Below are 13,581 nucleotides of genomic sequence, written 5' to 3' on the forward strand. Positions count from 1 at the left end.
CAGCACCAAACCTGCGGCCTCGCGCTTGAACTCGGGCGTGAAAGAACGACGTTGTTTGCTCATGGAACACCTCTGTGTGGCGATCATCTTCGCCTAAAAAGGTGTCCGGGGTGAGTGGACCACTACATCTCCCCTCGAGAGAGGGTTGGGGTGAGGGCGCCCTTGGCCCTCAAGGCCCCATGGAAAAAGCTGCGCCGTTTTCCACGCTACGAAGATACTCTGACTGTACGAGCAACTGACTTATTGCAGCCATGGGCCGCGGCACGCTTCGTAGGAGCGGCCCATGGCCGCGATCAGCTGCATAGCGCAAGTAATGGCGAAGCCTTATCCACTCTTCGAAGCGCCCTGCCTGGGGACCAGGCTGCGCGGGTTTCACGCTATTAATCGCGGCCATGGGCCGCTCCTACATGAAACGGATACTCCTGTAGGAGCGGCCGTATCGGCGGACCGCATGGCCGCGATAAAGGCAGTTGCTCCTACCGGATGTCCCTAACCGCGCGCCCGCGCCTTGAAGCTCCAGGTAAAGAAGAATTCCGCCACCTGCTCACCGCTTTCGTCGGTGCCGACGCTGCGCAGCTCGACCTGCTGCGGCGCACCGGTCTCCCGCGCCAGCCGCAGCGCCGCGGCGATGGCCGCGCCCTGGTCGCAGCGAAAGACGATGGTGCCCACGGCCTTCTTGCTGAAGGTCGCGCTCATGGCCACCACCAGCATGGCGTAGCGGCTGCCGGAGCGGCGGATGTGCCGGTCGGCGAGGATGCCGGTGGAAAATTCCGCCGCCATGCCCTCCACCGCCCAGAACATGCTCTTGAACGGATTCTGGTTCAGCCAGCCATGGGTGACCTGCATCTGGCAGCCGGCCTCGTCCAGCTGGCGCAAGCGCAGGCCGGCGATCTTGGCGATGGGCACCTTGGTCCAGACAAAGAGATTGAACAGCAGTCGATTCATGGCGAGCGCATCCGGCAGCCTGGCCGGAGCGCCAGGTGCCCGCAGCTTAGCGCTTCACCCCGGGCCGCTCCACGGCTCGCGCGCGCGGCCCGGTAGACAGTTCGCGACCCCCGGGTCGCGCGGCCGGGGCGCCTCGCCGAGGAGGCGCCCGCAGGCCTTACAGCGGATTGGCGTTGAGCTGCTCGGCGTAGCGCCGGGTCATGAACACCGCGAACAGCAGGCCGGCCACCGCCAGGCTGCCGCCCACCAGGCCGACGTAGGGCATGCCGACATGGGTCCCCACCACGCTGCCGAGCAGGGCGCCGCCGCCGATGCCGACGTTGTAGATGCCGGAGAACAGCGCCATGGCGACGTCGGTGGCGTCCTTGGCCAGGGCCAGCACCTTGGATTGCAGCGCCAGGCCGAAACTCATGATGGCGATGCCCCAGATGACGCTCAGGCCCTCCAGCATGAAACTCTTCCAGGCGAAGGGCAGCAGCAACAGCAGCGACAGGGCGATGCCGGCGATGGCCGCGATCAGGAAGCCGTTGGGGAATCTGAGGCTGTAGCGGCTGAACAGCAGCGAGCCGATGACACCGGAGCCGCCGAACAGCAGCAGCAAGGCGGTGATCTGCATGCCGCCCATGCCCGCCACCTCCACGGCGAAGGGCTCGATGTAGCTGTAGCCGGTGAAGTGGGCGGTCACCACCAGGGTGGTGAGCAGGTAGATGCACAGCAGCGCCGGGCGCTTGAACAGCACCGGCAGGCTGGCAAGGGAGCCGGAGTTCTCGCTGGGCAGCAGCGGCAGGTTGCGCGCCAGCCAGAGCACCGTGCCCACCGCCAGCGCCGCGATGGCGACGAAGGTGTAGCGCCAGCCCAGCAATTCACCCAGCACCCGACCCAGCGGGATGCCCAGCACCATGGCCAGGCAGGTGCCGGTGGCCAGCAGGCCGAGCGCCTGGGTCTGCTTGCCGGCCGGGGCGATGCGCACCGCCAGCGAGGCGGTGATCGACCAGAACACCGCATGGGCGAAGGCGATGCCGATGCGGCTGGCCACCAGCACCTCGAAGCTCCAGGCTACCCCGGACAGGCCGTGGCAGGCGATGAACACGATGAAGACGAACACCAGCAGCCGCCGCCGCTCGACGGAGCGGGTGGCGAGCATCATCGGCAGCGACATCAGGGCGACCACCCACGCATAGATGGTCAGCATCAACCCGACTTGCGAGGGGCGCATGTCGAAGCTGCGCCCGATGTCGCTGAGCAGCGCCACCGGGACGAATTCCGTGGTGTTGAAGATGAAGGCGGCCAGGGCCAGGGCGATGACACCGGACCAGCTGGGCTTCCGGGCTTCGGCGGTAGCATCCATGGGGGGTCTTCTACTCCAGAGCGAAAGGGTGGATGGCGACTCTCGGTCAGAAAGCCGACGACAAAAACCCACGAGCAAAGGCCTGGCCCGCCTGCGACGCCGGGTCGCGAGCGAGAAGTCTGCTGTAGGTAGGAATTGGAATTGAATGTAGTAAAAATTCTACGCTGTCGATTCGGACCATCACAACCTCCCGCAGTTGCGCCTGACGGCGGCAATCGCCTGGTGGAGGCAGCCAACCGCCTGATCGGTGGCGCTTTTTTAGCCGGGAGCAGCACGCCGATCGCCTGGCGCTGCGACAAAACATCGCGAAACCTTTTGCCTGGACGAAGCTCCGAGCGAAACGCGCCGGACGATTGACCTTACCCCAGGGGCAAGCTCTAGCCTCGGCGTCACCAGCCCAGTCAGGAGCCTTCCCCATGCGTATCGTCCTCTCCTCCACCCTGCTCGCCCTCGCTCTGCTCGCCGGCGGCGTCGCCCAGGCCGCCGAGACCCAGCATCCGGCCCACCAGGACATGCAGAAGAGCATGGAGACCATGCACCAGGGCATGGAAGAAGGCCTCAAGGCCAAGGATCCGGACCTGGCCTTCGCCAAGGGCATGCTGGCCCACCACGAAGGCGCCGTCGACATGGCCCGCTACCAACTCCAGCACGGCAAGGACCCGGAGATGCGCAAGTTGGCCGAGGACATCATCCAGGCCCAGCAGAAGGAAATCGACCAGCTCAATCGCTGGATCAAGGCCCACGGCAAGTAATGGCGCACCCCGTCCGGGACTGGCACAGTGAGACGCCAGTCCCGACGCGGAGAACGCCATGCTGATCGACCATCTGGATCATCTGGTCCTGACCACCACGGACCTCGCCGCCTGCGAGGATTTCTACACCCGGGTGCTGGGTATGCACCTGGAGACGTTTGGCGCGGGGCGCAAGGCGCTGCGCTATGGCAACCAGAAGATCAATCTGCACGAGCGGGGGCACGAATTCGAACCCAAGGCACACCTGCCGGTGCCGGGCGCCCTCGACCTCTGCTTCATCGCCCGGGAGCCGCTACCAGGTGATCGCCCACTTGCAGCGCGAGGGCTGGCCGATCATCGAAGGCCCGGTGGCTCGCACCGGCGCCAGCGGACCGATCCGCTCGGTCTATGTCCGCGATCCCGACCTCAACCTGATCGAGATCGCCGAGTACGCGGCCTAGCGCGGCCGACCGAACACCTGGGTCCAATAGAGGCTGTGGGTGCTCCGCGGATTCAGGGCATAGGCCGCGCCCATTTCGGTAAATTCCGGATTCATCAGATTCGCGCAGTGGCCCGGGCTCGCCAGCCAGCCCTGCATGGCCTGGGTGACCGAACCGGCGCCGGCGGCGATGTTTTCACCGATGCGGGTCCAGCCGTAGCCCTGCTTGCCCACCCGCTCGGCCACGGTGCCGCCGCCGGGCGCGGTGTGGGAGAAGTAGTCGCGACCGGCCATGTCCTGGCTGTGGGCCAGGGCGGCATTGGCCAGCGCCGGATTCCAGCGCAGCGGGGTGGTCGCGGCGAAACGCCGGGTGCCGCAGGTGCGCGCCTGGGCCCGGGCGCGATTGACCTCGGCCAGCACCGCCTTGCCGGCGCTCTGCCAGTCGCCCAGGCCGGCGCTCACCACCGGACGCGCCAGCACCAGCTGCCAGCGCGGACCCTGCTGACTCACCCCGATCTGCGCATAGTCGCTGCTGGCCAGCGGCCGGCAATACTGCTGGCGCAGCCCGGCCATGGCCGCCTGGGCGGTGGGGGCGCCCGCCAGCATGATCACCTGCACCGCCGATGCCTGATAACCCGCGGCGCGCAGATCGCCCTGCAGCCGATCGCGACCGCTCAGGCGCACCGCCGCCAGGCGATTGTCGGCGGCGAGCGGCGCCGCGGCGCGGGTGCCCGGGCACCCCTGGGGCGCGGCGCGATAGGCGTTGATCAGGCTGACCAGACGCGCCTCCTCGGGCGTCGCGGCGAGGGCGGCCTGGGTCAGCAGGGTCGAGGTCAGCAGCAGGGACAAGGCGGAGAGACGAGGCATGCGCGAGCGGATCCGGAAAAGACGGAAGCGCTATGTACCCGGCCTGAATCCAGGGCGCAAGCCAGACCGGTGGCCAGCCGAGGAACGGATGGCAGTTTGCTTGCAAGGGTGATTGGAGTAGGCTCGCCGGCTCATTCAACAGGAGTCTCTCCCATGGCCAAAGCCTCTGCCCGCCACATCCTGGTTTCCAGCGAAGCCAAGTGCAACGAACTCAAAGCCGCCATCGAAGGGGGCGCCGACTTCGCCCAGGTGGCCAAGGAGAACTCCAGCTGCCCCTCCAGCCGCCAGGGCGGCGACCTGGGCACCTTCCGCCCGGGCCAGATGGTCAAGGAATTCGACACCGTGGTGTTCAGCGCGCCGCTGCATCAGGTCCAGGGTCCGGTAAAGACCCAGTTCGGCTATCACCTGGTGGAAGTCACCAGCCGCGAAGATTGATCGCGCCAGTGCTCCCGCTCGCAGCGGGGGCACCTCCCTTCCCTGCGCCCACCGGCTATCCTGCAGACCTCCTGTCTCACGAGGATAGTGCCATGTCCCTTCCCCTCGAACGTCACGGTCAGTGCCTGTGCGGCGCCGTCCAGCTGGATTGTCGCCTCGACAGCAACAACGTATCCGCCTGCCATTGCCAGACCTGTCGCCGTTGGGGCGGTGGTCCGCTGCTCGCGGTGGAATGTGCCCAGCCGCCAGTGATCGGCGGTGGCGACGCCCTCGGTATCCACGCCTCGTCGGATTGGGCGGAGCGCGGCTTCTGCATCCACTGCGGTACCCATCTCTTTTATCGCCTCAAGGCCGAGCCGCATTACGCCATTCCAGTGGGCCTGCTCGAAGGCGAAGACTGGACCCTGGCCAGCGAGGTTTTCATCGAAGAGAAGCCGGCCTGGTACTGCTTCGCCAACCAGACTCGCCAACTGACCGGTGCGGAGCTGTTCGCCGAGCATGAGCAGTCCGGCGCAGACTAGAGGTGCGTCGCTCGGCGACGGCGGTCGACCGATAGGCGGCAACTAGCCGAGGCAGGCGCATTTCCCACGAGGGCCGTGATCAGGCCTAGCACGGCAGGCTGTTAAGGTACTGTCTCAGCAGATCGGCCGCGCCTGCGCTCAGATCGTCCCGCGCATAGGCATAGCGCACCAATCCGGTAGCCTCGGCGCGTAGCAACGCCCCGGCTGAGGTACCGGCGTGCAAGCGCGCCTGCTCGATGGCTTCGGCAGTCCATTCGCGAGCCGTTTCGTCCTCCAGGTAAGCCAGCGTGGTCTGAACGGCTTCGGGCAGCGCTGGGAAGTGCACGGCAAGCTCTCGCACGATGACGGCCGGCGGTAGCTCGATTGACGAGCGCTCACGATCGGGAAACCGTTGATCAAGGATCGAGAGGTTGGCGGTCATGGTGTCATCCTCGGAATGAGAAACGGTTTCGCACTTACATCCGGGCCGGATCTCGGGCATGGATCGAGGGGTGCCGACATCGCTCCAGGCCTGGCTACTGCCAGGACCAGGCAAGCTCACGCCACGGAGCCGGAAAAGCCAGGCGCTACCTGGTTGCCGTCGCAACGTCGCTCCATCCGCAGGAAAGTCGCGCACGCCAGGCGTCAGCACGGCGTGCGCTGCCCTGCTAGCGGTACACCGGGAAGCTCTCGCACAGGCGCTCGACCTGACGACAGGCTTTACCATGCACGGCGGCATCGGTAGGTGCATGCAGCAAATCGGCGATCAGATGCGCCAGATCGGTCGCCTGCTCCTGTCGGAAACCCCGGGTGGTTATGGCGGCGCTGCCGACGCGAATACCGCTGGTGATGGTGGGGCCCAGCGGGTCGTTGGGAATCGCATTCTTGTTGAGGGTGATCTTGGCACTTTCCAGCAGCGCCTCGGCTTCCTTGCCATTGAGGCCCAATGGCTGCAGGTCGACCAGGAACATATGGCAATCGGTACCACCGCTGACGATCCTCAGTCCACGCTGTTCGAGCGTCGCGGCCATGACCGCTGCGTTCTCGATAACCTGGCCCTGGTAGGCGCTGAACGAAGGAGCGCTGGCTTCCTTGAAGGCGACGGCCTTGGCGGCGATCACATGCATCAATGGTCCGCCCTGTAGATTGGGGAAGATAGCCTTGTCCAGCGCTGCTGCGTACTGCTCGCGGGCCAGAATCAACCCTCCTCGCGGGCCGCGCAGGGTCTTGTGGGTGGTACTGGTGACGAAGTCCGCATAGGGAATCGGCGAGGGATAGCGGCCCGCGGCAATCAGCCCAGCGTAGTGCGCCATATCAACCATCAGGTAGGCGCCGACCTCGTCGCACACCTGACGAAAGCGAGCGAAATCGATGTGTCGCGAGTAGGCCGACGCGCCCGCGATGATCAGCTTGGGTCGGTGTTCATGCGCCAGCTGCTCCAGCTGCTCGTAGTCGAGGCGCTCATCGCCGGCACAGACGCCATAGCTGACCGCCTTGAACAGCTTGCCGGAGAAGTTGACCGCCGAGCCGTGAGTCAGATGACCGCCGTCCGCCAGCGACATGCCCATGATGGTATCGCCGGCTTTGAGCACGCTCAGCAGCACCGCCTGATTGGCTTGGGAACCGGAATGGGGTTGTACGTTGGCGTACTCCGCACCGAATAGCGTCCGGGCGCGTTCGATGGCCAGACTTTCGACGTCGTCGACGATCTGGCAACCGCCGTAGTAACGCCGCCCAGGGTAACCCTCGGCATATTTGTTGGTCAGCACCGAGCCCTGTGCCTGTAGCACGGCCTCGCTGACGTAGTTTTCCGAGGCGATCAGCTCGATGTGCTGTTCCTGACGATGCCGCTCACGCTCAAGCAGACGTGTGATGGCAGGATCTCTGGCTTCATGGTTCATGGCGTACTTCCTTTATCAGACTGGCTGGTGCTGGATGGCGGGCGCTGAGGTAGCGGTGTCGCCGCACATGTAGAGCTGGGTGTCCTTGAGCCCACTGCCGGTAATCAGCAGGAGCGCGCTAGCCGCCTCCCCTGGATGCGTGGATACCCACTGGCGAAGACCAGCGTAGGCAGCGGCGGCTCCTGCTTCGGCGAATACCCCCGTGCGCGCTGCCAACGCTTGGGCGGCGTCAGCGATCGCCTGATCAGAGACGCAGATGAACTCACCGTCCGTGGCTCGCACTGCGCGCATCGCCTTCAGGCGATCACGAGGGAACGCCACGTTGATACTGCTGGCACGACTGGACGGTGCGACTCTGGCAACAGCATCCATCGGCCCTTCGCTACGCCAGGCGCGATACAGGAAATTACTCGCTTCGGCCTGGACACCGATCAAGCGCGGCATGCGTTCGATCCAGCCCATTTGCAGCAAATCGAAGAAGCCTTTGAACACCGAGCCGAGGATGCAGCCATTGCCGACCGGAACGAAGATCAACTCGGGAAGGACCCAATTCGTTTGCTCTGCAATCTCGAAGGCGACAGTCTTCTTGCCTTCGGTCATGTAGGAATTGATGCCAGTCGTACGGTTGTACCAGCCATGCCTGTTGCAGGCCTGCTGGCACTGATCGAAGGCCTCGTCATAAGCACCATCGACCAGCACCACCTCAGCGCCAAAACCGGTCATCTGCGCAAGTTTTGCCGAAGGTGTTGTACGGGGTACGTAAATCACAGTGTGCAGGCGGCGGTCGGCCGCCATTCCGGCCAGCGCAGAGGCAGCATTACCCGTACTGGCTACCGCGATCACGCGCGCATCCGCTTGCAAGGCGAGACCGACTGCCAGTGCACTCGCCCGGTCTTTGAGCGACCCGGTGGGCTGGCGTGATTCATCTTTGATCCAGACCGTCAAGCCTGGCTCGTAATCGATCAGCCCCGATCGTCGATACAGTGGCGTGTTACCCACCAGCAATCCAGGTCTGAAGGAAGGTGCAACCTGGGGCAGCAACGCATTGAAGCGCCACATTCCCTCAGCGGTGCGCGAGGCCAAGGCATCTCGGTCGAGTTGGCTGGCCAGTGACCTGTAGTCGTACAGCGTATCCAGTGCGCCCGCCTCGCCACAGGCGGGGCAGCAGTAGCCGATGCCCTTAGGGTCATAGCACACGTGGCAGTTGAGGCAACGTAGGGAGTAAGTTGGATTTGTCGCGTTCATGACGCACTCCGGCTGGTATCAGAAAGCAGCTGAAGAGCCAGGCGCGAACGCCCGGCCAGGCCTCAGAACGCCATGATCGCGTCGATGGCAACCAGCGTATTGCGCGCCAATGCACTGGCACCTGACGTGGTACGCGCCGGATAGGGCTTGCTGAAATAACGCTCCATCACCCTGTTCAGGGTCGGGAATTCACCAATGTCGGTGATGAAGGCGTTGACTTTCACCACGTTGGCCAAGGAGCCCCCACAGGCCTCCGCCATGGCTTTGAGGTTATCGAGCGTCTGCACCAGTTGCCCCTCGAAATCCTGAGCCAATACCTCGTTGCTTTTCGGTTCGACCGGTGTTTGTGCAGAGAGATAAACGGTGTTGCCAACTCGTACCGCCTGGGAATAGGTACCCAAGGGAAGCGGCGCGTTGTCGGTGAAGATGATTTCGTAGTTCGCGACGGGGCTGAACTGGGCTTTACTGTTCATGAGGTACGTTCCTTGTGGGGTTGGGGGAAAACGCTATTGAAGCTGCGCAACCGGCTTGAGCGATTGCGTAGGCAATTGCCCATCACGGCAACGCGCCGGGCTGAACGGCAACGGGCTCAACCCGGCCGCGACCAACGCTGGAGGAAGTGCGGCCTGGCGTGCCAAGGCGCTGCATAGCTGCGCGGCCGCGGGTGCAGTCTGGATGCCATAGCCACCGAGCGCCGCGAACCAGACGAATCCTTCGGCCTCAGGGTCGGTCCCCAGCACCGGCGTGCGATCGGCCACGAAATTCCGCAACCCTGCCCACCGATTGACGATGCGTTTGGGGCGCAGCACGGTCGCCTGCTCCAGACGCTCCATCGTCACCGCCAGATCGAACTCATCAGGCGCCGCATCGCAGGGTTCGCTAGGGGTTTCATCACAGGGCGAGACAATCAGCCGCCCCGCCTCTGGCTTGATGAAGATGTCTTCATCCAGCGTGCCTAGGTACGGTGTGTGCTGCAGCTCGCAGCTCGCTTCGACCGTCAACACCGTGCGCCGCAGTGCTTGCATCCTGATACCTGGAACGCCACAGCGGCTGGCGCATTCGTCAGCCCAACTACCCGCGGCGTTGATCACCACACCGGCATGCAGCACGCCGCCCGTAATCGTGAGTTGCCACTGCCCATCGAGGCGCTTTCCTGCCAACAACTCAGCGTTACGTCGCACCTCACCGCCATTGCGGCGCAGTCCCATCAGGAAAGCCGCGTGAATGGCGTGGACATCCAGATCGAAGGCGCTGGGCTCGTAGATACCCGCCGCCCAGCGTTGCGCACTGAGGTAAGGCGCCAGCTTGAGCACCTGCTGGCGATCCAGCAGACGTACAGAGGGCACCTGCTCTACCACCGCCGCGAAACGCTGGCGTAGCTGGGCCTCGCGCGCCTCGGTGGCCACGATCAGCGCGCCGCGCGGGCTGCAGAGAGGTACGTTGGTCAACCCCGCCGTTGGCTGCTCGAAAAAGGCCCGCGATGCACAGGTCAGCGCACGAATATGCCGGTTCCCGTAACTCTCCATCGAAATGGCGGCAGACCGTCCAGTGGTGTGATACGCCAATACGTTCTCACGCTCGAGCAGGCACACCCGCCCGTGCTGGCTAAGCTCATAGGCAACGGCGACACCGCCGATGCCGCCCCCGACCACGACGAAATCAAAGGCAGCGCTCATGGTTGACGCACCTCGGCGACGGCCGGGACGGGTCTACTGAAGGTCAGCACCCCATAGGCGGCGATACCGAACACGAGCCCCCAGAAGGCAGCGCCCAGCCCCAGAAAACTCATGCCCGACGCGGTCACCAGAAAGGTGATCAAGGCAGGTTCACGCTGTTTGTCGTCCGCCATGGCGCCCACCAGCCCCCCGGAGATGGCGCCGAACAGGGCCAATCCCGCCAAAGCTGCAATCAGCTCTTTGGGAAGCGCGGAGAAAACCGAGGCCAAGGTAGCGCCAAAGGTGCCCATCAGCAGATAGAACAGGCCACAAGCCACCCCGGCGATGTAGCGCTTGCTTTTATCCTCGTGCGCTTCGCGCCCGGTACAGATGGCTGCCGTGATGGCCGCCAGATTGAACCCATGGGACGCGAAGGGTGCCAGCAGCACCGAGCCGATGGCGGTGACGGCCACGATGGGTCGTGCTGGCGTCTGATAACCCGCCGTACGCAGCACGGCGATGCCCGGTACCGATTGCCCGGTGAGAGAGACCAGCGCCAGCGGCAGGCCGAGATTGATGAGCGTATGCAGATCGAATTCAGGGGTGGTCCAGACCGGCACTGCGGCTTGCAGCACCAGCGCCTGGCTGTGCAACTGTCCGGTCAACGCAGCCACGGCACAGCCGACGACCAGCACCGAGACAACGGCGTAGCGAGGTGACAGCCGCTTGCACAGCAGATAGGTGGCCAACATCGCCAGGACCAGCAGGGGTTGGCCGCGCAATGACGTGAACAGGTCAGCCCCGAAGCGAAACAGAATGCCGGCCAACATCGCTGCGGCAATAGCTTTCGGCAATCGGCTCATCAGCCGGTCGAAGGCGCCGCTCAAGGCCACGACGGCGATCAGCAACGAGGCGACGATGTAGGCGCCAATGGCCTGCGGGAGACTCAGGCCAGGCAAGGTGGACACCAGCAACGCGGCGCCAGGAGTGCTCCAGGCGGTAATCACCGGGACGCGCAACCAGAGACTGAGGAGCAAGCCGGTCAGCCCGCTGCCAATGGAGATGGCCCAGATCCAGGACCCTATCAGGTCATTCCCAAGATGCGCCTCGTGCGCCGCCTGGAACACGATGATCAGCGGCCCGGCATAAGAGATCACGACCGCAATGAACCCGGCCACTACGGCCGAGAGAGAGGTGTCTTGCCTGATTGTACTCATCTAGCTTTCCCTTTTGATCGACCCAAACGAATCAAATTGATTCCATTCAATTCAACATATTTGGAGAAATCAGACAAGTCAAGTAACATTTTCTCCCAGGAATCGCCGCTGAAACGGCTTTCTCTATCCGGTTAACGACCTATGCAACGAGGCAAAAATTGCATCGATTCATCTTTGGATCGAGATGGTGTAATATCCCGCGCATCAACCTCTCGACACGGTAGTACTCCTTCATGTGGGTTCCCGAACTCAGTGACCCTCAGCAGCCGGTCTACTTGTCCATTGCCGATGCGCTAGAACGGGATATCGCCAGGGGATGCCTGCAGCATGGCGAGCGCTTGCCTACGCTGCGCGAGCTTGCCAGCGCCCTGGACATCACCCCTGGCACCGTCAGCCGCGCCTATATCGAGGCTTCACGCCGCGGGCTGACTCAGGGTGAGGTAGGGCGTGGCACCTATGTCCTCAACCCGCATGCCGATGTCGCGTTACCTCCCAGAGCTGCGGAGGTCGAGTCACTGCGCAGCGAGCTGCTCGACTTGTCGATCATCAAGCCGCACAGCGAGTCGCCCCAGCCATGGCTACGCGCAGCCCTGGTATCGCTGACGGACAGCCCTAACCTGGAAGCTGCCTTGGACTACACCCCGGACGGCGGTCACCCCGCGCACCGGCAGGCGGCTGCACAATGGCTGCGGCAGTGGCTACCCGAAGCGCAGTGGCAACAGGTGGTCATCACCAGTGGCGCTCAACATGGCCTGATGGTCGCTGTCAGCGCCCTGACCGATAGCCGCGACCTGATCCTCTGCGAAGCCCTGTGCTACCCGGGCATCATCTCGGTAGTACATGGCACCGGCCGGCGTCTGCGCGGCGTGCCGATGGACGAGTACGGCATCATTCCCGACGCGCTGCGCGAGTTGTGCAAACAGGAGCGCCCAGCCATGCTGGTGTGCGTGGCGACCTGCCAGAATCCGACAACGGCCACGCTGCCCAACTCACGCCGGGCCGAGATCGCAGCGATTGCTGAAGAGTTCGATTTCCTGCTGCTGGATGACGACATCTACGGCTTTCTGTCCGCGGACCCTGCCATCCGCCCGCTGGCGACCTTCTCCCCCGAACGCGCGGTGTACCTGACCAGCGTGTCGAAATCGATGTCGCCGGCGCTGCGCATCGGCTACCTCTACAGCCCACCCAGGCTGTTGTCGCGCTTGACCTCCATGGTACGCAGTAGCGTGTGGATGCCCTCGCCGCTGAGCGCCCAGATAGCCAGTGAGATGCTCAGCAGCGGCGCGCACCAGACGCTGACGCAACGCCATCGAGACGAGGCGGCGGCTCGCCAGGCCATCGCCCGTGAAGTGTTCGCCGGCCAACGGCTGTTTGCCCAACCCTTCAGCTATCACGTCTGGCTGCACCTGCCCTCGCCGTGGCGCAGTGATGAATTTGCCGTGCTGGCACGCGCCAACGGCGTACTGGTGATGAGCGCCAGCCAATTCGAAGCCGAGCGCGGCAGCCCTCTGCAAGCGGTACGACTGGTCTTGATGTCGCCCACCAATCGCACGGAGCTGCGCTTTGCGCTAACCAAGCTGGCGAGCCTGCTGGAAGGGGGCGACCCCAAGCGATTCTATTGATCACCCTGGCCCGCTGGCGCCAAGCCAAACGTGCCGGGCACTGTTCCCAGCCGTTGCAGCTGTCGACCTGGCCCTCACGCGACTGGCACGACCGAAGCGCCTGGCCTTGCCAGTAGCCGTTGACCGCCAGGACCTGGTGTAAGGGTAGGCCAACCCAGGGGCAGCCCGGGATAAGCAATTCACCACGAACTCGGGCCGAGCCAGAGAGTGGATACCGATGCCAGCCCTGCCCCCGCTTTACCATCTCCATCGGCAACCACCTAGACCGCCACGACCGCTCGTCGGCACCGACCGGCCAGTCACCTGCCTCGCGCACCGGGCGATCGCGACCGGCGCGCAGCACCGGTGGTGAAGGAAATACCTCTCCCCTGACCGCAGGGTCACGGCCAACGCCGTGGCTTGCGACCCTCTTTTGGCCTGTGTCGCGACCGAAGAGTCAGCAATAGACGCCCAAAACCCGCTCCCGGCCGCCTCTACGACTTTTGTAGTGACTATACGAAAGCACTACAAAACTCAGTTGACGACGCCCTTATCTCCTGCAAATCTCTAGCTGCACCGGACGCGAACCCCCTATCAATGCGGGTCGCGCCTGGGCTCCGGGTGACCCTCGGGCCGTCTTGCGTAGTGATGCTCAAGAGGCACTACAAGAGAAGACGACTGAAATGCCGCGCTGCTC

General features: G+C 64.1%; 13 protein-coding genes and 1 pseudogene. 5 read left to right on the forward strand and 9 right to left on the reverse strand.

The window, feature by feature from the left end; translation table 11 throughout:
* Positions 1-489: 489 nt before the first annotated feature.
* Together CFE50_RS12335 and CFE50_RS12340 are read right to left on the reverse strand one after the other, a co-directional pair.
* A complete protein-coding gene (locus CFE50_RS12335) occupies positions 490-945 on the reverse strand; it encodes a DUF4442 domain-containing protein (protein WP_241808791.1) in 456 nt (151 codons plus the stop codon).
* Between the two features lie 157 nt (positions 946-1,102).
* Complete coding sequence (locus CFE50_RS12340) at positions 1,103-2,293, reverse strand: sugar transporter (protein WP_286733886.1); 1,191 nt, start codon at positions 2,291-2,293, stop codon at positions 1,103-1,105.
* A 416-nt stretch (positions 2,294-2,709) separates the two neighbouring features.
* Between CFE50_RS12340 and copM the strand changes: the two genes are divergently transcribed.
* Together copM and CFE50_RS12350 are read left to right on the forward strand one after the other, a co-directional pair.
* Positions 2,710-3,045 carry a CopM family metallochaperone gene (gene copM / locus CFE50_RS12345; RefSeq protein ID WP_144959710.1) on the forward strand — a complete coding sequence of 112 codons (336 nt, stop codon included), beginning with the start codon at positions 2,710-2,712 and terminating at the stop codon, positions 3,043-3,045.
* A 61-nt stretch (positions 3,046-3,106) separates the two neighbouring features.
* A pseudogene (locus tag CFE50_RS12350) lies at positions 3,107-3,485 on the forward strand (VOC family protein).
* Here the strand turns inward: CFE50_RS12350 and CFE50_RS12355 are convergent.
* Positions 3,482-4,330, reverse strand: coding sequence for a CAP domain-containing protein (locus CFE50_RS12355; RefSeq protein ID WP_286733888.1), 849 nt, complete (start codon positions 4,328-4,330; stop codon positions 3,482-3,484). The pseudogene CFE50_RS12350 and the gene CFE50_RS12355 sit on opposite strands and share 4 nt — an antisense overlap.
* A 153-nt stretch (positions 4,331-4,483) precedes the next feature.
* Here CFE50_RS12355 and CFE50_RS12360 point away from each other — a divergent pair, with 153 nt between their 5' ends.
* Entirely contained in the window at positions 4,484-4,765 is a 282-nt protein-coding gene (locus CFE50_RS12360) for a peptidylprolyl isomerase (protein ID WP_286733890.1), read from the forward strand.
* Positions 4,766-4,857: 92 nt separating this feature from the next.
* Complete coding sequence (locus CFE50_RS12365) at positions 4,858-5,286, forward strand: GFA family protein (RefSeq protein ID WP_286733891.1); 429 nt, start codon at positions 4,858-4,860, stop codon at positions 5,284-5,286.
* A gap of 85 nt (positions 5,287-5,371) precedes the next feature.
* On the opposite strand, the gene CFE50_RS12370 is transcribed toward CFE50_RS12365, so the two are convergent.
* The 6 genes from CFE50_RS12370 to CFE50_RS12395 all read right to left on the reverse strand — a co-directional run bounded on the left by CFE50_RS12370 (position 5,372) and on the right by CFE50_RS12395 (position 11,283).
* Entirely contained in the window at positions 5,372-5,707 is a 336-nt protein-coding gene (locus CFE50_RS12370) for a hypothetical protein (RefSeq protein WP_286733892.1), read from the reverse strand.
* Positions 5,708-5,933: 226 nt separating this feature from the next.
* Positions 5,934-7,166: a serine hydroxymethyltransferase gene (glyA, locus tag CFE50_RS12375; protein ID WP_286733893.1), complete on the reverse strand. Its 1,233-nt coding sequence runs from the start codon at positions 7,164-7,166 to the stop codon at positions 5,934-5,936.
* A 15-nt stretch (positions 7,167-7,181) separates the two neighbouring features.
* Positions 7,182-8,411, reverse strand: a complete 1,230-nt coding sequence (locus CFE50_RS12380) for a threonine synthase (RefSeq protein ID WP_286733895.1) — start codon at positions 8,409-8,411, stop codon at positions 7,182-7,184.
* Positions 8,412-8,473: 62 nt separating this feature from the next.
* Complete coding sequence (locus tag CFE50_RS12385; protein WP_241808798.1) at positions 8,474-8,884, reverse strand: Rid family detoxifying hydrolase; 411 nt, start codon at positions 8,882-8,884, stop codon at positions 8,474-8,476.
* 33 nt (positions 8,885-8,917) lie between these two features.
* On the reverse strand, positions 8,918-10,087 hold the full coding sequence (locus tag CFE50_RS12390; protein WP_241808799.1) for an NAD(P)/FAD-dependent oxidoreductase: 1,170 nt from the start codon (positions 10,085-10,087) through the stop codon (positions 8,918-8,920).
* Positions 10,084-11,283, reverse strand: coding sequence for a benzoate/H(+) symporter BenE family transporter (locus CFE50_RS12395; protein ID WP_286733897.1), 1,200 nt, complete (start codon positions 11,281-11,283; stop codon positions 10,084-10,086). The genes CFE50_RS12390 and CFE50_RS12395 overlap by 4 nt, the downstream gene beginning before the upstream one ends.
* Before the next feature lie 233 nt (positions 11,284-11,516).
* On the opposite strand from CFE50_RS12395, the gene CFE50_RS12400 reads away from it, so the two are divergent.
* Positions 11,517-12,905 (forward strand): aminotransferase-like domain-containing protein, encoded by a 1,389-nt coding sequence (locus CFE50_RS12400; protein ID WP_286733898.1) that lies wholly within the window; start codon positions 11,517-11,519, stop codon positions 12,903-12,905.
* The last annotated feature ends 676 nt before the right edge of the window (positions 12,906-13,581 follow it).

This window comes from Pseudomonas sp. PGPPP4 (genome assembly GCF_002256045.1).
Lineage (GTDB): Bacteria > Pseudomonadota > Gammaproteobacteria > Pseudomonadales > Pseudomonadaceae > Chryseomonas > Chryseomonas oryzihabitans.